The following is a 20,212-nucleotide window of genomic DNA, read 5'->3' on the forward strand; positions in this document are numbered from 1 at the left end:
CTTCCAGCAAGGCCCGGTGGCTAACTTAGCAGCGAAATTGATGTGTGGTCTTCCTGCATTAACTGGTTCATTGCGTCCCAACTATTAAATGGGCGATTTAGGAAATGTAAATTCCTTTGATAGTCCGCTTTACGGTTGTCATAAGCTGGTTGTAAAATCCATTTTATAGCAAGCTTGAAGTAATGCGGTTTGGTAAAAAATGGGGAGAAGAAATAAGACAATGCCAAGATAGCAGACCTGGGGAGAAATCTGGATCGTAAGTCAATTATGGAAGCAAGTGTCGTTATTCTGAGGAAGGGCATCCACAGTGTCATGCGCGTTCTTGCAAAAAGAAAGTTACGTCGTCCCAAGTTATATAAAACTTTATATAACCTGGGAAAGAAAAAATGCTAATACAAATTCTACGAAAATGGACCGCATAATTAAGAGTCAATAGACGAAAATAATAATCCATTTTTTTACAAATTAGTACTACATTTATTTGTGGTATATGTAACGATGTGGTGTTTGCAATATTAATTTAGTTGACGGAATGTTTTGTAATGGCTGAGTCTGATACCTGTCAAAATGATTTTCTAGGGGATAGATCTTTGGGGATATGGAATTTATCCGATCCGGAATCCTGGTGGAGTAGTCCTTCACTTGGCCTTATTCTGGGATACAACCAAGCGGAGTATCAGTCCATCTGGCCCAATTGGCGTAATTTCATTGATATGCACGACGCACAGGGGCTTGGTAGTGCGATTGAGCGTTATAGAAGCAATATGGACTTACCAATGGTCTGTTTCGTGCACGCTTCCGGCAGAAATGGGCAGGTTTTGTGTATCAAATTTGAGGGTACACTATTGGATGAATTCTCAAGCCGGTTTACGATGCTTGTGTCATTAACAGATGTTACTTCAGAGAGGCTGGCTGCGACTAGAAAAGATGAGGATGAAGCTGTGCTAAGATATATATTAAAGAGCAATCTGATATACATAGCAAAGACAGATTTGAATGGAAATTACATCTTTGTAAATGATTCTTTCGCAACAACCTTAGGGCAGTCGCCACAAGATCTGGTAGGTACGCCGGCAAGCAGAGGAGTTGCTGACCAGGATCTGGAATCAGCTGTGAACGCGTTTGATAGATGTATTAAAACTCCGGGAAGTGAGCAGGTTGTAGTTTTGAAGAGTAATGCGGCTATTAATCATTCTCCTTATTTAGAATGGACTTTCGTAGGACTACAAAATCATGCAGGCGATGTTTACGAAGTGCTTTGTCTGGGAAGAGACCTTACTGCTTACCAGCAAGCTCAGGAAAATCTGTCACAAACTCAGCAAATCCTTCAACAAACATCACAGATGGCCAGAGTCGGTGGATGGGAATTTGATCCGCTCAATCAGACTCTTTTCTGGTCAAAGGTTACACGTCAGATATATGAGAGAGACGAATTTGAAGAAATTACTTCTGAGATAGCCTCATCCCACTTTTTTAGTAAAGCAGAAGAAGAAAAGATACAACAGGCTATCAAAAAATCTCAATCGGACGGTCAGCCGTGGGATGTCGAAGCGCAGATTGTTACGCAGAACGGCACGAAAAAATGGATACGGAGTTTCGGTCAAGCCACGATGAGAGGGCAGATTTGTACGCGTATATTTGGAACCGTCCAGGATATATCCGATCGCAAACTTGCAGAACAGCAGCTTCTGACCACGTCCGAACTATTGGAACAGACAGGGAAAATGGCAAAGGTTGGCGGCTGGCAGTGGCTGGTAGATAACCAGGAATTACATTGGTCACAGGTCACCCGTCAGATTCATGAGCTACCTGAGGGCTATGTTCCCGGATTGGCGGAGGGGATAAACTTTTATGAAAGCAGTGAAGCAAGAGCACGGGTAGCGCAAGTGGTGCAGGATGCTATTACTTTGGGAAAGAGTTGGGACTTTGAAGAACAAATAAGGACCTATGCAGGAAGGCTAAAGTGGGTACGCTCAAAGGGACAGTCTGTTTTTGAACAAGGACAGTGCGTAAGGCTATTTGGTACTTTTCAGGACATAGATGATCGCAAGCAGGCAGAAGCGTTAATCGACCAGGCAAGAATCCAGGCGGAGACTGCTAACAGAGCAAAATCCGAGTTTTTAGCCAATATGAGTCACGAGATACGAACACCATTGAATGGGGTCATTGGTTTTACTGAGCTGCTGATCAAAACCAGACTTGACAGAAGCCAGAAACAGTACATGGATATGATATATACATCCGCAAATTCACTGCTGGATATAATTAATGACGTACTGGATTTCGCCAAGATTGAAGCAGGGAAGCTTTTTTTGGCCGAGGAGAAGACAAATCTTGCCCTGCTCGCTCAGCAATGCATTGCTATTATCAGTTCTCAGGCCCAGAATAAAAATATTGATCTGCTACTAGATCTGGCTACGGATTTACCTGAGTACATTTCCATAGATGGAATCCGGCTCAGACAGGTATTGACGAACCTGTTGGGAAATGCTGTTAAGTTTACCTCTCGTGGTAGCATCAAGCTGGCAATTGTTGTAAAACAAATAAAGAAGGACTCAGCGCGCCTTGAATTCTCTGTAACTTATACAGGAATCGGCATTGAGCTGAGGAATCAGAAGCAGATATTTGATGCGTTCGAACAGGCTGATCTGACCACATCTAAAAAATTTGGTGGTACAGGTCTGGGGCTGAGTATTTCTAATAGTATCCTGGCGCTAATGGGTAGTCGTATGCAGCTACATAGCGAGTTTGGAGTCGGCAGCCGCTTTTATTTCGAAATTGATTTGGATGTGATTCATCAAGATGCATCACCTCTGATCATACCTGAAATATTTAGGTCGTCGGTTCTGATCAGTGATGATGAACACTTGGAACTAAACACAATGATTACACAGGCCGGTGTTCCTGTTGAATTGGTAAGGAGTGGTGATCTGGGTCCCGACATTTCCTTATTGCCACAGGCAGATTTTATTCTGATAGACAACCAAATGTTTGAAAAGGTATTATCACATTCCCAGAAAAATAAAGTGATGGGTTATGTAGGCCATTTGCCTGTCTTGCTAATTTGCGACGCGGTGCATACCAATCCCGCCATTGACTTTTCGAATACCCCGATCAATACTACTGTAACAAAGCCTATCCGCCGGCAGCATTTGCAAACAGCGCTTGATGAGCTACATATTGCTTTCATAAATCATGATAAAAACATCTCGCTGCCGGAGTCGCAACAGTTGTTTTCAATCTTGGTCATTGAGGATAATGAGATTAACAAGCTACTGATCCGTAAACTAATTGAGATGCTACGTTCGGATGTAGTGGTGAGCGTGGCTAGCGACGGCAGGGAAGGTTTGGAGCTCTACCGACAAAAGCATGTTGATCTTATATTGATGGATATTCAGATGCCAAACCTTAATGGCTATCAATGCTCGTCGGCAATACGTCAGATGGAAGAAGAGGGAAATAGGGTTCCAATAGTTGCCCTTACTGCCAGCGCCCAGCAGGGTGAACTGGAAAGATGCCAGGCTGCTGGTATGGATGACTACTTATCAAAACCAATTAGAAAGTCAGAATTTGAACAAATTCTTTGGAAATGGCTGCGGTAGTGATAGCCATTTTTAGTGATCCTGTTACCGCATCAGTTAATTCGTTACTTGCACCGGTGAGCCTAATGGCCATGACCATATAAGCCGTAATAGTTTTGAAAGCTGGCTGCAATAGGCACAATCTCAGTTCTTATAATCTCAGTAAAACGATTCGATTTTAAAATGATGTAGCAGGAGGGGAGAGCTTGACGGTTTTAAACCAATATTTGAAAAGGTCGGCAACTAATGTTTCCAACTGCGGAAAAGTTTTTGGTTTAACAACGTAGCTATTTGCACCCAGATCGTAAGATTTTTCTACAGAAGCAGTTTCAGAAGATGTGGTAAAAACAACTACCGGGATGCGTGCTAATTGGCCGTTGGTCCGTAAGTATTTCAAAACATCAAATCCATTCATCACCGGCATATTCAAATCCAGAATAATGAGTTCTGGCTTATATTCAGAATTCTTCATCAGGTCCAGGGCACATTTCCCATTATCAGCGAAAGCCAGTTCGCATGGCTGTCCACTATGGGTGAAAGCGTCGGAAATTAAAAGCTGATCATCCAGATCATCGTCAACTACTAGTATTCTATTCGGCACGAAGCTTTCTATATTCTGTTGATGTATGCTACAAAGATAGTATGTATTTGTTATAAAATTTCATGGCGCTATCCACCATCCAATCACTGGCTCGATATTAGTATTATTCTTTGATAATGTCTGTTATCAACTTATCCTATGCCATTTATTACTGTAACTATTGCCGATTTTCCTGATTCTGTGGTCGAGCACAAAAAGCAAATCGAATCGTTAGGCAGGTATGTTGATAATGCTAATGAAGGAACGCTCAGCGAAGAAAGATTTTCAAAATATACTTTTGGTATAGGTCGGTGGCTATACAGCTATGCGATGGCAACGTATACCAACCAGCCAGCTCTGTATGAATTAGAGAGGGTACATACAGAAATTTGCAGAATTGCGACTTTAATTATCGACCGGATCAATGCCGCAGACCTGACAACCGCGAAATCACTGCTTCAGAAACTTCAAGATTTAAACCGTGAATTTAACGGTCTTGTGCAGCAAGTCGAGACCTGGATCAGCGCGGATAATGTGAAAGAATATACTGAAAGTCACTCGTCAGAAACTAGTCTTGATACCTTTCTTCAGAATCAGGTAAGCTTCCAAGCGCTCACTGAAAATACTGACGTTCTTATTTTGTTCTTGGACCAGACCAGGCACGTATTCTATACTAATCAGGCCTGGGTAGATTTCACTGGAAAGTGTGCCGCTGAATTGTCACGGTTTAATTGGCTCAATACAATCGCGGAGGCGTACCATTCATCTGTTCAAACAGCGATTGAGCATTCGCTTGCGGGTGAGTCCGCAGATGCATTCGATCTCCGAGCTTTCGATTCGGATAATCAGCTTAGGGATTTTTCTATGAGAGTATCACCTTGGATTGGAGATCAAAAAGACATCAGCGGATGCATCATTTGGCTTACCGATGTTGACCAGCTGAGAAAAACAGAATCTGACAACAGGATCAAAACTGCGGTACTGGATCACTGTAAACTTATTATTGGTATCAGTTTGGTTGATCCAATGCCAGAGCCGATCTACAATAATCCTTATACGCTTCAAAAGCTCGGATGGAGCACTGGGAAGGGCCGCACGCTGATTGATGCAGTCTACCCGCCGGATCGGGATAGGGTATTGGAAATTTTGCCGGAAATATTGAAAAACAAGCAAGGTAGCCATGAAATTCGGCTGTATAATGAAGAGTCCGGAGAACCGTTTTGGGTGCAGTGGGATGTGATAGTTATTGAAGGCGATAAGAATGATGCGCCGGATATACTCTTCACAATCAGTCCTGATATCACTGAACGTAAACACCAACAAAGATTGCTGGAATCACACTTCCAAACATTAATGAATGCTGTTGACATTGCCCGTTTGGGCACATGGGATGTAGATTTAATCACGGGTGCGACCCACTTTTCTGATCGTCACCTGGAGATGTTCGGTGCAGCATCAAACATGAGTTTGCAGCAGGCCATTGCTCATGTTATCCCCGAACAAAAACATGGCTTAGTGTCAGCTTTTTTCGATGCTTTAAAGTCTGAGAGCGGCGGTAAATTCACCGCTGAATATACCATCGTCAATTCGGAAACGGGTCAGCATCATATTATCCAATCAATCGGACAGGCCTATTTCGATACCGAAGGGAAGGCAGTCAGTATCTCTGGCATTGCCCACGACATTACAGTATTTCGTGACCTTCAGCATGAGCTTGAAATACAGGTTCAGAGCCGCACGCTTCAACTCGATGAAAGTAACAGGCAGCTCGAGGATGGCAATCAGCAAATGAAGCAAATGAATCAGTTGCTGAGCCGGTCTAATGAGGATTTGCAGCGCTTTGCCTACGTCGCGTCACATGATCTGCAAGAACCGCTTCGCAAAATTCAGCAGTTTGCCAGCCGCCTGGAACTGGAAAATGAAGCTGTGTCTGAAAGGGCGAGAGACTATTTGAAAAGAATGGTGTCTGCGGCTGAGCGGATGTCAACTTTGATAGAAGACCTGCTATCTTTCTCCCGGGTATCGAACGGATCTGTCAACAAGCAACAGGTCTCAATAAAGAAAGTTATAGAGCATGCTGTGAGTAATCTGGAAGATTCAATTAGCAGGACTGGTGCGTCATTTGAAATCGGATCATTGCCCGTGGTTGAGGCAAATGCTATTCAACTCGAACAGTTGTTCCAAAATCTGATTAGTAATGCTATCAAATTCCACCAATTTGCCCAGGATGGATCGATAATCAATCCGGTGATAAATATTGCCGCAGATCTGGTTGGTTTTGAGGCAATACCTGATCAAATCAAACCCGCAGTAATTGCGGAAAAGTACCATAAGATCTCAGTAGCTGATAATGGTATAGGTTTTGACCCCATTCATTTGGAGAGAATCTTTGAGGCATTCCAAAGGCTTCACGGAAGAAGCCAGTATAACGGAACGGGGATTGGGCTAGCAATTTGTGAGCGGATCGCTCACAATCATGATGGCGCGATTACGGCCGAAAGTCAGGAAGGCCACGGAGCGACTTTTTTGGTATTTCTCCCTGCTTTAGGATGATATCCAATTAGTGAATTTTATAAAATTTAAGTTTATACAACCTTAAACAAGATACATTTTGAATAACAGTCCTATTTTATACGTTGGCGGCGATGATGATGACAGATATTTGGTCACTGACGCACTTTCTGATATTGGCTTTCAGGGTCAGGTTATCAATTTTGATGATGGCGATGATCTTATAGCGTATCTCAGCTCCAGCCAGGACAGACCTTTTATCATACTTTCAGATCTTCATCTTCCAAAAATGTCCGGCTTGGAGCTTAAAGAAACGATAAATGCAGATGACAAGCTAAAACGACGCGCTATACCCTTTATCTTTCTTTCCGAATCCGTGAATCCCAGAGATGTCGATGAGGCGTATATGTCCCTGGTCCAAGGGTTTTACATTAAAGCGAAAACTTACGAAAAATTAAAAGAGCAGATGGCAGCAATCTGTAATTACTGGGAGAAGGCGACTTTACCTGGTGAAGGTGAAAGAGCGGAAAGGATCGATGCAAACTGACAAACGACCCATTGCCTTGACCATGAGCAAATCAGGATAGATTCTATTGAAATATCTTATCTATTTTAAGCTTTTTGCACTTCATCATAGCCTGAGGTATAGACAAAAGACGTATGAGCTGGCCACGTGCTGCAGCGGGCAAGGCGGAAAAAGGCAGAGGGAATCCTTTGCCTGCAAAGAGATATCCATTTTTCAAGGAATTCAGACGCCTATGGGAGGTGGTGAAGATATTTCTGGCATTTGATCATTGTATTGCTATTCAAAACTAATAACTCGGAATCTGATGACGTAGTGAGATTCACGTTACAATACGTAGTAATTAAAACTGTCTTTACAATCACTATCAAATGGGTTCCCCGTACAGAAAGGTCAGACACTGCGAAAGAATCAGCTGACAGAAACGCTCGTAGCGTTGAGAAATGTGTTGGTCTAGACATAGCCCCAATCAGAGATTGTATTTGCATGTATTTATTGGTATGGTTTGCTGTATGCCGATAACTAAAAGAAAACGATTAATCATGCGCCGCAAGCTGTTAACTTATCTAACAGGTCATGTACTGGTGCTGGGGGAATGGTAAAACAATATGAATCCGGGCTGATGTTTGCGAATATTCAAGTACATTGTACATTTGCAATACTGTTGCATAACGATGATCGGATTGATGACTACTGCTGTTAGGGTTTACCTTATAAATTGCTTCGGTCATCGAATTGAAATAAGCCTCAACTGAAATTTAATTGTGTTTAAGCAGATAAATCATTATCGGGAATGAAAAACGTACTGTTAGTTGAGCATGAAGAGTTAAGTAGTAGATTGAGTACGGCGCTGTTACAGGATTACCTGGCTGACATGAAGATTGATGTCGAGTTTTGTACATTTGATTCTTTGCTTCAAAAAGAAAAGGGGACTTACGAAATGTTGATTATTGTGATGGTCGACTGCCAACACATCGAACTAATTGAGGGGATAATAAAACGTGATTACGAGATTCCGGTTCTGATATATTCCACGCTTAGTGAAGTTGACTATGGGGTACATCTTTTAAGACTAGGAGTGAAGGGCTATTTATCGCCTCATAGCTCAGAATATGAGATTAGATCTGCACTGAGTCTCGTGCTAAAAAATCAACTGTATCTAAGTGAACACTTATTCGTAAATTTCTTCGATGTCATTACTGGTGGGGGTGTTGATTCTGAAAAATGATAATTTCAACTCATGCGGTTTGCTACGCCTACACAGATGCAATGTAATATTTGAACATCTTTTTCCAAGCCAGTGAATTTCGAATGTACTATTGGGTATTTTGCGAGCTATTGTAGGAATTTCTAATATAAACGTGTTATAGTAGTCTCGGTTTCCGAGACTACTATTTTCTACCAAGACTTTGGCAGATTCCGAACAACGGTCCGAACCGTTATAAACATCCCGGAATGGGAAGCGATCCGGATCGACAGCGGGAAGGCGTGTATGCAGAAGCAATAAGTATTTCAAGCGTGAAGCGATACAGAAAGCAAATCATTGGTAGTAACACCTAATAATTTAAAGAAGTACAACCGATTCCTGTAGCTTGAAGTCAATCTTACACATTCTTCCGAGTCCGGTGGGTACAACTGTGGATCTCCGGTTTATTAAAAAGTATAAGCCCAAGGTAAATTGGAACTCCTACTTTATATTGTTCGCTGGTGCTGGTCTGTTTTTTTTATGAAGACCAGCAAGTTAGTTTTTTCTTGGTGTTAATTTTTCACAATTTTCATGGTCTGTCCAGCATTCGTAGTAATAAGATAAACCCCGGCTGGCAATGATGAAATATCGATTTTGTGGTCATCTGATGTAACTTGTATAAGTTTTAGAACCACTCCCTGGGTATTGACTAGTTTCAACGAAGTTCCGGTAAGGTCTTTTCCTTTGATGCGGACAAAATCATGAGCAGGTATTGGGTATGCCAAAATATTGCTGTGTTCTTTGGGCAATTTTACACCTATGATCCTGCTGTAAGCATAACTTCCATCAAGCTCGCTCATCCTTAGTCTGTAATACGCTATGCTATTCAAATGAGACTGGGTATCTGTGAATTCGTAGCGACTTTCGGTAGTCTTGCTTGCCGGGATATTGCCAATTGCTGTAAAGTCTTTGCCGTTATTACTGTATTCTAAGCTGTATTGATCCATGTCAACCTGCTCGGTTACACGCCATTGAAGTGATACTGTGTGAGTTTCTGTGAGTATTCCTTCAAAGCTTACCAATTTAACGGGTAGGGGTGCCTGGGCAGAGCCTATAAAGAAACCACTGAATCCTTTCACATCAAAACTTACTTCCCAACGCGCCAGGCCGTAATGCCACCTGAGTTCAGGTGTAATTGTGGTGGGGGTGCCCTGGTAGGCTGCGGGCCCGGTTTGACCTTGCTTCGGTAAGCCGTGGTACTGAAATACCCTTAACCTACCCGGGTTTTCATTTGGCCCGGAAGGAAGCTCCATATGCCCCAGGCTTGTGTTGTAGGCAGAGAACTCTTCTTGCGTGAAATACAACGTTACCCTGGCTGTAGCAGTGGTGGAGCTGTTGGCAGGTGATATATCATAATAACGTTGCAGATACGGAGAACCGTTATAGGTTTGAACGGAATTGTCGATGTGCGTGGTAACATTGACTATGCCATTCACGGGAGCATCACCGTTTGAACTGATAACAGCCACACTGCGGCAGACGTCGCCCATTGCCCGTATATAGTAAATTTGCCCGGCAGAAATGTTTACACTTGTTGTTTGGCCATTCGTAGAAAGACGATCAGCACCGGTCAATGAGGCAAGCTGATATTCATAGGCTCCGGCATCCACAATGCCATCGAAAAAACGGCTATTTCCATTTAGATCTGTTGTGAATCCATTGAGTACACCTCCTGTCCCGATATTCAATGCCGGGCTACATCCCTGCAAAGTAAAGTTTCCATTGGTAGCATCAGTAAAAAGCGGATCCTGCGAAATCGCTTGCACTGTTTCTTTGTCTCCGATAATGGCGTTTTCTCCACCCTCGAGAACACTAAAATAGGCTTTGGTTTTACCAGGTCCGGAGGTATATAACTGGCTGCTTGACGTGGACTGCATATTACCCCACACAATGCAGTTGACTAGCTCGGTTTCCGCCCCCTCATAATTATGCAATGCTCCACCATTTTGATCCGCAGTATTATTTACGAGCGTGACATTGGTAAACCTTGGTTTGGCATTTTGGTAAGAGAACGCCGCTCCTCCGCTTTGAGCTGTGTTTTGGATGAAAAGCGAATTAACGACGGTTGTCATGCCTGGGCCGTCATTATAGATCCCACCTCCCCACACGCTAGCGTTGTTTGCTCTAAACACACAGTGGTTGATCAGAGGATAAGCCAAATGATTGAGCATTCCGCCGCCAGTGACTGCCGAGCCGCCGGTAATGGTGAAGCCGTCCAGAAGAGCCGCCTTTGTCAAACCATTATTGTCATTGACAATCACACTTTTGCCGTTACCTTTCAGGGTTGTTACGTTCTGGTTCCAATTACGGTCGGTGAAAGCCGGCGTACCTGCAGATGAAAAGCCGCCGTATATTTTGACGCCTTCTTTCATAGAAAATGACTGTCCCGATGCGGGTTTGTATTCACCGGCGGCTACCCAGACCTGCTCAGCACCTTCGGCGTTGATCATAGCCTGTAAGTCACCGGAGGCATTTTCCCAGGAACCGCCGTTTCCGCCACCGTTTTGCCTGACATAACGGACCGGGAAGATTTCTTTCCCTGCTTCATAAGCACCCATATCGATGCTGACGCCATAAATCCTTATTTCGCCTGCCAAATCACTGATAGCAGCTGCATTATTTAGCAAAGAGCTGTTGCCGGCATTTACTGCAGGGCTTGAAACAGCAATTTGATAATTGTTGTTTCCCGCATCCTTAAACAGCGGGTTGGTATCCAGGTTATGTCCGTTGTCACTCCCTACCGAAGTTTGCCAATTGCCACTACCACCGCTGCCCTGTACGAGGCTGTAAGAAATATCCGCGCGACCATTGGCCCCCGGTCCCTGAAAATTAAGAGCAGTACCGCTGTTGCTCCAGATAATGCTATTGTGAACCGTCAGATTACTGCGTTCGACTGTGACACCACTTCCACCGGAACCGGCAGTATTGCCGCTGATGGTGACATTGACTATAACCGGGCTGCTACTGTTAAGTACGTAGATACCACCACCAGGTGCCGATGCGGTGTTGCTGGTAACCAGGGAATTTTCCAAACGAAAATTGTCTGATCCGCCTGACAAGGCTATTCCGCCGCCATGTGAAGTTGCGGAGTTGCCTTTAATCACCAGGTTCCGCATTAAAGGAGAAGAAGCCCTGTTGTAAATACCACCACCTTCTGAGGCACTTCCACCAGTAATGGTAAAGCCGTCGAGTATAGCAGCGTTTGTCAGAAAATTGAGATTGTTATAAACCACGCTGGCATTATTACCTTTCAGTGTAGTAACGTTGGTGGCATAGTTACGGTCGTTGATGGCCGGACTGCCTGTTGCTGGAAATCCTCCGTAGATTTTCACACCTTCTTTCATAGAAAACGATTGACCGGAGGCGGGCTGATATTCTCCGGCAGCAACCCAGACCTGATTATCTGTCGTTGATGAATTAATCATGGCCTGCAAATCTCCGGAAGCATCCGACCAGCTATATCCATTGCCGCTAGCTCCCTGGCGAACATAACGGATGGGGGCATCCTGCACCTGTTGGTTTTCGAAGGCTCCCATATCCACACTATTGCCGTAAACCCTGGGACTACCTGATAAATCTTTCAAGGTCTCTATATCTGTCAGTAAAGCATTGCTGCCTGCATTCACGGCCGGGCTCCATGTAGGAATCGAATAATTGTCGCTCGGCGCATCCAAAAATCCTGGATCAACATCCAGATTATTTCCGTTATCTGTTCCGACTGTACTTTGCCATCCGTTGCCACTGCCACCACTCCCCTGTATAAGACTGTAAGAGATGTAAACTGCACCGCTACTTGCAGTTACAGGTCCTGCGAAGTTTGCTGCCGTACCTGTATTTCCCCAAACGATACTGTTTTGAATATGCAGGTAACTGCGTTCAACGCTTACACCGCTTCCGCCTGCACCAGCTGTATTTCCGCTTATGGTCACATTGAGAAGAGTAGGGCTGCTACTATTGAGTACATACATACCACCGCCTTGCCCTAATGCAGTATTGCCTGTAAACAGCGAATTTTCCAAACGGAAATGATCAGAACCTTCTACCGCTGCCACAGCACCTCCAAGAGAGGTAGCAGTATTGTCTTTGATGATCAGGTTACGCATGAGTGGCGAGGAAACCCTGTTGTAAATCCCGCCACCTTCTCCGGCATGCCCGCCAGTAATGGTGAATCCGTCAAGTATAGCAGCGTTTGTAAGGAAGTTGAAGTTGTTGTAGACCACGCTGGCATTATTACCTTTCAGTATCGTGACGTTGGTAGCATAGTTACGGTCGTTCATAGTCGGATTACCTGTTGCTGGAAATCCTCCGTAAATTTTCACACTTTCTTTCATAGAAAACGATTGACCGGAAGCAGGCTGATATTCCCCGGACGCTACCCAAATTTCATTATTCGTGCCCGATGAATTGATCATCACCTGCAAATCACCGGAGGCATCTTCCCAGCTATATCCATTCCCAGTAGCTCCCTGTCGGACGTATCGAACAGACGCGTTTTGTACCTGTTGGTTTTCATAAGCTCCGAGGTCAATAACGCTGGCAACAATTCTGGCATTACCCGAAATATCTTTCAAACTAGGTGCGTTGTTCAGCAATGCAGTGTTACCTGCGTTAACAACTGGACTCCATGTGGGGAAAGTGTAGTTGCTGTTGGCTGGATCTATAAACAACGGATCGGTGTCGATGTTATGACCATTATCCGTTCCTATGGTACTTTGCCATCTGCTGCCACTACCGCCGCTGCCCTGTACTAGGCTGTAAGAAATATCTGCGCGACCATTGGCTCCCGGTCCCTGAAAATTAAGAGCAGTACCGCTGTTGCTCCAGATAATGCTGTTGTGAACCGTCAGATTACTGCGTTCGACTGTGACACCACTTCCACCGGAACCGGCAGTATTGCCGCTGATGGTGACATTGACTATAACCGGGCTGCTACTGTTAAGTACGTAGATACCACCACCAGGTGCCGATGCGGTGTTGCTGGTAACCAGGGAATTTTCCAAACGAAAATTGTCTGATCCGCCTGACAAGGCTATTCCGCCGCCATGTGAAGTTGCGGAGTTGCCTTTAATCACCAGGTTCCGCATTAAAGGAGAAGAAGCCCTGTTGTAAATACCACCACCTTCTGAGGCACTTCCACCAGTAATGGTAAAGCCGTCGAGTATAGCAGCGTTTGTCAGAAAATTGAGATTGTTATAAACCACGCTGGCATTATTACCTTTCAGTGTAGTAACGTTGGAGGCATAGTCACGGTCGTTGATGGCCGGACTGCCTGTTGCTGGAAATCCTCCGTAGATTTTCACACCTTCTTTCATAGAAAACGATTGACCGGAGGAGGGCTGATATTCCCCGGCTGCAACCCATATTTGTTGTCCGGCACGAGAATCATTAACTGCTTCAGTAAGGTCAGATGCAGCATTTTCCCAGCTGCTACCATTTCCAATGCTTCCTTTTCTTATGTAAAAAATACCATTGGCATCAGGTGAAAGTTGCTCTTTCCGCAATGCAAGACTATGAAAACCTCCTGCTGATGCATATGTGTAAATTTGATCACCTATCCGTACAGGACTGTGTTGGTCAATGGTATTTCCCGTACCCAATGCTCCATCAGCCCCATGTCCCCAGGACCATAACGTACCGTCTGCTTTAATAGCCAGCGTATGATCCTGACCCGCACTTACATGCCTCCAATCACTTGCCTGCCCAACCTGAACAGGGCTGTGTTGATCAGGATATTCGTCATTACCAGAATTGCCAGTGCCTAAGTGATTTCCCGTACCCCATGCCCATAACGTACCATCTGACTTTAATGCCACCGAATGCCATCTTCCCGCACTGACCTGCATCCAGTCAGCCGCTTCGCCTACCTGTACGGGCAGATGTTGACTATCGGTATTGCCAGTTCCTAATTTTCCATTGCTCCCACTGCCCCAAGCCCATAATGTGCCATCTGCTTTTAGGGCAAGCGAATGATTATCTGAGGTGCTTACCTGTGTCCAGTTAGTTGAATTGCCTATTTGAACAGGGCTGTATTGATCTTGAATGTTCCCTGTTCCAAGTCGTCCGGATGATCCGCTGCCCCAAGCCCATAATGTACCATTTGATTTAAGTGCAAGAGAGTGACTAAATCCCGCAATAACCTGTACCCAATCGGAGACTTCGCCAACCTGCACAGGGCGATCTTGGTCATTGTCATTTCCCGCTCCCAGGCGGCCGGAGTTCCCACTACCCCAAGCCCATAATGTGCCATCTGTTTTAATAGCTAGTGAGTGTGCTGAGCCCGCGCTAACCTGACCCCAATTAGATGCCTGACCAATCTTCACTGGGTGGTTTTGCTGGTCGGTATTCCCTGTTCCCAAACGTCCTGAATTTCCGTTGCCCCAAGCCCATAAGGAGCCATCGGATTTTACGGCAAGGGAATAATCTCCTCCCGCACTTACCTGTTTCCAGTCGTTATCATTATTCACCGCAACAGGGCTGTTTACGTCATTTTCGTTGCCTGTTCCTAATCGTCCTGATAATCCGATACCGAAAGCGAATAAAGTTGGCAGTTGCTCCTCTGCGGTATTGAAAGATAATTTGCCCGAAGCATACTTTTGTCCGTTAACGCCACTGACAGCGCCGAGCAGAATAAAGATTAAAGTTAAAAGTTTCCTGAGCCCACTGCTCAAAAGCAGTGGTTGAGTAGAATTTTTCATCATTGAGTTTATGGATTAAAATTAGATTTGGTCATTGATCCGCATACGTATACGGAAATCAGTGTTCAGTAGCTACGAGTCTGAACTGCACATCAATACCCGGCTTGACATACATGCTGTCTGCCGTATTTTCATCGGTGGCGTATCTCATTCCCCACAGTGTTCTGTCAAGACGTGTAGCACCAGTCACTTCCACGCTTTTTTCTGTGAAGTTCACTTTCACCGTAAACCTGACAGGATTGGTTTTGCCCAGGATGGTCAGCTCACCAAATGCCTGGTAGCTTCCGGGTAAATCAGTATCCGGGGTAAGAGAGATAATTTTGAAAACAATTTCGGGATGCGCGGCCATATCAAAAAAATCAGCGCTTTGCAGGTGATGTATCAGCTGTGCTTTAAGCTCATCAGTGGGTAGGTTAATACTGATCAGCGAGGAAAGGGGCAGTGTGATATGCCCGCCAGTGATTTGGTTTTTATCGTTGACCAGTAGCTGACCAGAAACTTTGATAGTACCGTTGTTGCCGCTACCATCTTTTAAGTACCCCTTCCATTCCATCGCCGAGGCAGATTCATCTACAGTGAAAGGCAGCGAGCCGCTACCTTTATCACAGGATTGTAGCAGAACACAAATAGTCAACGCGAGCAAACCGATGCTGCGGGTAACGAGTAAATTTTTTTTCATCCCTTTATTTCTAACAGTTGAGATCTGCTGCAAAATTGAAGGATAGTAAATATTTCGGCTATAACAGCTGTCGCAAATACTATAACTGATGTCGCATGCGCTATTCTGTTGTACAGAATTTCTAAATATTCTTTTTGTAATACTCAGAAGGAGTCTCTCCATAAAGCGCTTTAAAGCACTTTGTGAAATAAGCCGGACTGTCGAACCCCGCCTTGTATGCTGACTCGGAGCTGCTGAAACCTGCCTTTAAAAACTCTGCTGCTTTGGAAAGCCTGTAATTTCTGACCACATCACTCACAGTCATATCGGCCACAGCACGCAGTTTCCGGTGAAGTTGTGAGCGGCTCATGTTCATGCGTGAGGCCAGCTGATCAACACCTACGGAGGAATTGTCAAGGTCCTGGTCAATGACATGGTAAAACTTTGTAAGGAAAGGATCCAGTTCTTTTGTGGGTGCAAAACCTGGAGACCCGATCTGGTTTTGTATATAGGCTCGCATCCTGCGCTGGCGTTCAAGCAGGTTGTGAACCCGCAAATTTAGTTCCGGAACATGGAATGGCTTGGTCAGGTAATCGTCAGCTCCTGTGGTCAGTCCTTGCATGCGGCTTTCTACTTCTACTTTTGCTGTCAACAATATTACCGGTATATGACTGGTTTGCTGATGCTCTTTGATTTGTTGGCAAAATTCAAAACCGTCCATGACAGGCATCATCACATCACTGATGATCAGGTCTGGTAATGTTTCCAACGCGATTTTAAGGCCGTCGGCTCCGTTTGTTGCTTTGGTAATGGTATAGTGGCCAGGTAAGCTTCCGGCAATGAAGTCGGCCAACTCTATATTGTCCTCCAAAAGTAAAATACAGACTTCTTCATTTTTGTTGGAATATATTAGCTGTTCATCTGGACACACTAGTTCAGCAGCAGGCTTAGTTGATAAAATCGCAGGCAGATAAGGCAAAAATACACGGAAAGTGCTGCCTTTACCATACTTGCTTTCTACATCTATGTAGCCCTTCTGGACTTCAACAAATTCTTTAACCAGCGCCAGGCCTATACCACTGCCAGCCATTTCCGTACGGCCATTTTTATCAATCTGATAATAACGATCAAAGATAAACGCTAGCTTGTCGTCAGATATGCCTATGCCGGTATCTGTAATTGAAAAAATAATATAATCCTGCACGGCAGTCACTGTCAGGCTTACTTGTCCGCCTGCGGAAGTGAATTTTAATCCATTGCCAATCAGGTTTGCCAGTATTCGTTCAAGCTTAGCCGCATCGAACCAGTAATTCCCATGAACCTGATTGATCAACTTCAGTTCCAATCCCTTTTTTGATGCTTCTTCTATGAACAGCGCGATTGTATTTTCGCAGAAATTGCTCAAATCACCTGCCGACTGGTTTACTGTCAGCATCCTGGCGTCAGCCCTGGAAAAGTCGAGTAGCTGATTGATCAATTCCAAAAGTTGCCGGGCATTCCTTTCAATAGATTGTAGTTTGGTTGCGTCGTTGGTACCTGCGTTTTTTTCTATCAATTGGGCGAGGGGAGACAAAATCAGCGTGAGCGGGGTACGGAAGTCGTGGGTAACATTGGTAAAAAAGCGTTCTTTCATTTCTGCCAGAGTCCTGAGCTGCTGAGCTTCCCGTTTTTTTAGTTCAACTGACTTGCTAAGGTCAATTCTGATGAGTTGCAGACGGAACCAATACCAAATACCACCTGCAATCAGCGTCGCATAGAGCATATAAGCCCACCAGCTGTGCCACCATGGCGCCCGAATGGTAATGGTGAGTCTTTTAATTTCCTTGCTCCAGTGACCTGTGGTATTGCTGGCGTTGACCATAAACTGGTAGGTGCCCGGCGGAATTTTTGTATAATTTGCAAAGGGAATGTGAGCTGAGTGGACCCAATCATTATCGTATCCTGTAAGCTGATACCGGTATTTGAGGTCATGTGGCTGGTTGAACTGTAGCCCTGCAAAATAGAGTGTTACCGTGTTCTGATCATGTGGCAGTACAAGCTCCTTGATCGCATTGAGTGGAGATGTGAGCAGACCATCTGCAGAGTGTTCAATCGTTGCATTGTTGATCTTCAAGTCCGTTAAAGCGATCGTGGGCTGATGGGTGTCCTCTTTTATTTTGTCGGGGTCAAATAGTGTCCAGCCGCTTGTGCCTCCGAATGCCAGACGGCCGTCAGGAAGTGCCAGTTGGTGAAATCTGTTAAATTCATCTTCAAGCAGTCCATGCCGGGTTTGAAATACCTGCACCTGATGCGTGACAGGGCTGAAACGGCAAAGGCCTTTATTGGTACCAAACCAAAAATTGCCGTAACGGTCAGCGAGAAGTGTATAAATTGTATTATCCGGAAGACCAGTCTGCGAATTGAAAACCTGGGCTTTCAGTGTCTTTTTGTTCAGGCAGACAAGTCCGTTCCGGCTGCCGATCCACAAAAGATCCGGTCTTGTCGGATCAGCCTTCACGCCAAGCAGCTGATTGGTAGGAAGCGAGACGGGTGATGAATTTTGTTTAAGCTGCTGCAAGTTGCCGGTTTTATGGTCAATCACGATCAGTCCGTCCATTTCGGTCGTAATCCATAAATGCTGCTGGTCCATGCATATATCCTGAGGCGTTATATTTGTCCCTAATTTTTTGCTGATGTATCCTTCCGGCAACAGCCATTCCCATGCATTTTTACTTTGGTTATAGATCAGTATGTTTCTGTTGTAACCAATTACAACCGGTGCGCCTTCGGGGCTAATGGTTAGCCCTTTGATTCCGATACCTGTTTCAGAAGAGTTGGATATTTGGGTCAACTTTGGAAGTGAAAAGAAATTTTTTGTTACAGGATTATACCTGACGACCTGCTGTTTGATGCCGATCCAAAGATGCCTGCTCTTATCGTAGGCTGAACGGATGTGGTAACCCGGTGCTGCGAAACGCTGATCCTGAATGTTCCAGTCAAAAAGGGCTGACAGGGATTTATTGAACTCTGTTTTCAGAACATCTGATACAAATCCTTCTTTAAATGGAAAAGATGGAAAGAAAGGTGTCGTAAGGTCTGTCTGGGAAATTCCGTGGGCATTGGTACCCAGCCAGATAAGCCCCGACTGATCCACTAAAAACGATTGTATAGGATCCTTGCCAACTCGGGTTTCACCATGAACAAGCGCCAAACCGTCATGATCATTATAGCTATAAATGGCCCCACCTCTTTCAAAATATGTAATCCCGTCTAATCCTTCGCGTATCCAGGTCACGCTTCGGTCACTTCTTGAACCCAAAGGGATTTGGCTTAAATACTTTCCCTGGTGTGGAGAGAAAAGGTATAAAAACTTCCTGTCAGCCCACATTAGCTGACCATTTTTTCTTTGATGCAGACCTGCCGGAAATCTGACGGCATAACGGTAGTCGTGGTAGTCAGGTAACTGCCCAGAACCATAATTCCTGACTTTGCCAGACTTTTCATCCAGGCTGCTAAGTCCGTAATTAGTAAGTACCCAAAGCATTCCGTCACGGCCTGCAGCGATTCCCCACAGCGTATCGCTGTCAAATCCATTCGTTTTTTTATTGTATGACTTTGGCGTTGGGCCGTACTTTATCAACCCGGCTCCATCGACAATCCGCCAGATGATCCCCTTCGAATCAGCAATCCAGGCACGCCTCAGAAAATCTCCGCTTTTATATTTTTTGGGAAGTCCGTTTCCAATCACTATTTCGGTAACCGGATCGAACTGGTCTATTTCTCCTGACTCGTGTTCGATCCAGATTTTATTATTAAACCCTTTAATATTGATGATCAGATTCGAAGCGATAGACGATTTTCTTGCATTAGCCGATTGCTGAAAAAGTTTGAAATTGATACCGTCGAAACGTGCAAGACCGTTTCTTGTACCTACCCAGACAAACCCTTTATTGTCCTGCTCCAAACCGGAGACGAAAGATTGAGGAAGCCCCTGTTCGGTAGAGATTACGCGGCTTGTCTGGGCGTATATTTCTCTATCAGCAAAACAGAATACAGCTCCTATAAAAGAGTAAATGAGTATAAATGAATATTTGATAATTGTAGAGGGGATTTTGAGCTATTTGGAAGCAAAAATACTTTATTTAATTCGTGAAATTCTATTTCCTGCTATTTGGTTTTATTGTCTGTGCTTAGAGTACCGCCGCCTCGGCATCGGTTCATTTGGCGCAGTTCTGTCTGAGAGATATCAAAACTCTGTTGGATCTTGCGTGGACTGGATATCTCTGCACGATAAATTTCTACAACTTTTCTCTTAAAAGGTACAGATCGTCTGCTTTTTTTATTTCTTTTTAAGTCATTAACGGGTGCATTTCAAAACTACGCAGCCTGCTTTAATATCTGTGTGACACATCCCCATCGATTACTTTCCTTTATAACTC

General features: G+C 44.5%; 9 protein-coding genes. 5 read left to right on the plus strand and 4 right to left on the minus strand.

All coding sequences use genetic code 11. The annotated features are described in order from the left end of the window. The first annotated feature begins 542 nt into the window (after positions 1 to 542). A complete protein-coding gene (locus DSL64_RS05105; protein WP_115829556.1) occupies positions 543 to 3,602 on the plus strand; it encodes a PAS domain-containing hybrid sensor histidine kinase/response regulator in 3,060 nt (1,019 codons plus the stop codon). A gap of 157 nt (positions 3,603 to 3,759) precedes the next feature. Here DSL64_RS05105 and DSL64_RS05110 read toward each other — a convergent pair whose 3' ends face one another. Beyond that, the gene (locus tag DSL64_RS05110) at positions 3,760 to 4,182 is read right to left on the minus strand and encodes a response regulator (RefSeq protein ID WP_158547874.1); all 423 of its coding nucleotides are present in this window, start codon (positions 4,180 to 4,182) and stop codon (positions 3,760 to 3,762) included. 138 nt (positions 4,183 to 4,320) lie between these two features. On the opposite strand from DSL64_RS05110, the gene DSL64_RS05115 reads away from it, so the two are divergent. The 4 genes from DSL64_RS05115 to DSL64_RS05125 all read left to right on the plus strand — a co-directional run bounded on the left by DSL64_RS05115 (position 4,321) and on the right by DSL64_RS05125 (position 8,423). Next, entirely contained in the window at positions 4,321 to 6,714 is a 2,394-nt protein-coding gene (locus tag DSL64_RS05115; RefSeq protein ID WP_115829558.1) for an ATP-binding protein, read from the plus strand. A 58-nt stretch (positions 6,715 to 6,772) separates the two neighbouring features. Next, positions 6,773 to 7,219 carry a response regulator gene (locus DSL64_RS05120; RefSeq protein WP_158547875.1) on the plus strand — a complete coding sequence of 149 codons (447 nt, stop codon included), beginning with the start codon at positions 6,773 to 6,775 and terminating at the stop codon, positions 7,217 to 7,219. A gap of 113 nt (positions 7,220 to 7,332) precedes the next feature. After that, positions 7,333 to 7,488: a hypothetical protein gene (locus DSL64_RS28915; RefSeq protein WP_158547876.1), complete on the plus strand. Its 156-nt coding sequence runs from the start codon at positions 7,333 to 7,335 to the stop codon at positions 7,486 to 7,488. Positions 7,489 to 7,988: 500 nt separating this feature from the next. Beyond that, positions 7,989 to 8,423 (plus strand): DNA-binding transcriptional response regulator, encoded by a 435-nt coding sequence (locus tag DSL64_RS05125; protein ID WP_115829560.1) that lies wholly within the window; start codon positions 7,989 to 7,991, stop codon positions 8,421 to 8,423. Positions 8,424 to 8,953: 530 nt separating this feature from the next. Here DSL64_RS05125 and DSL64_RS05130 read toward each other — a convergent pair. From DSL64_RS05130 to DSL64_RS05140, 3 genes are all read right to left on the minus strand, one after another. Further along, positions 8,954 to 15,139 (minus strand): RCC1 domain-containing protein, encoded by a 6,186-nt coding sequence (locus tag DSL64_RS05130; protein WP_115829561.1) that lies wholly within the window; start codon positions 15,137 to 15,139, stop codon positions 8,954 to 8,956. Positions 15,140 to 15,194: 55 nt separating this feature from the next. After that, complete coding sequence (locus DSL64_RS05135; protein WP_158547877.1) at positions 15,195 to 15,815, minus strand: YceI family protein; 621 nt, start codon at positions 15,813 to 15,815, stop codon at positions 15,195 to 15,197. A gap of 121 nt (positions 15,816 to 15,936) precedes the next feature. Then, entirely contained in the window at positions 15,937 to 19,884 is a 3,948-nt protein-coding gene (locus DSL64_RS05140; protein WP_310587823.1) for a hybrid sensor histidine kinase/response regulator transcription factor, read from the minus strand. Positions 19,885 to 20,212 lie beyond the last annotated feature (328 nt).

The organism is Dyadobacter luteus, from assembly GCF_003383615.1.
GTDB lineage: Bacteria > Bacteroidota > Bacteroidia > Cytophagales > Spirosomataceae > Dyadobacter > Dyadobacter luteus.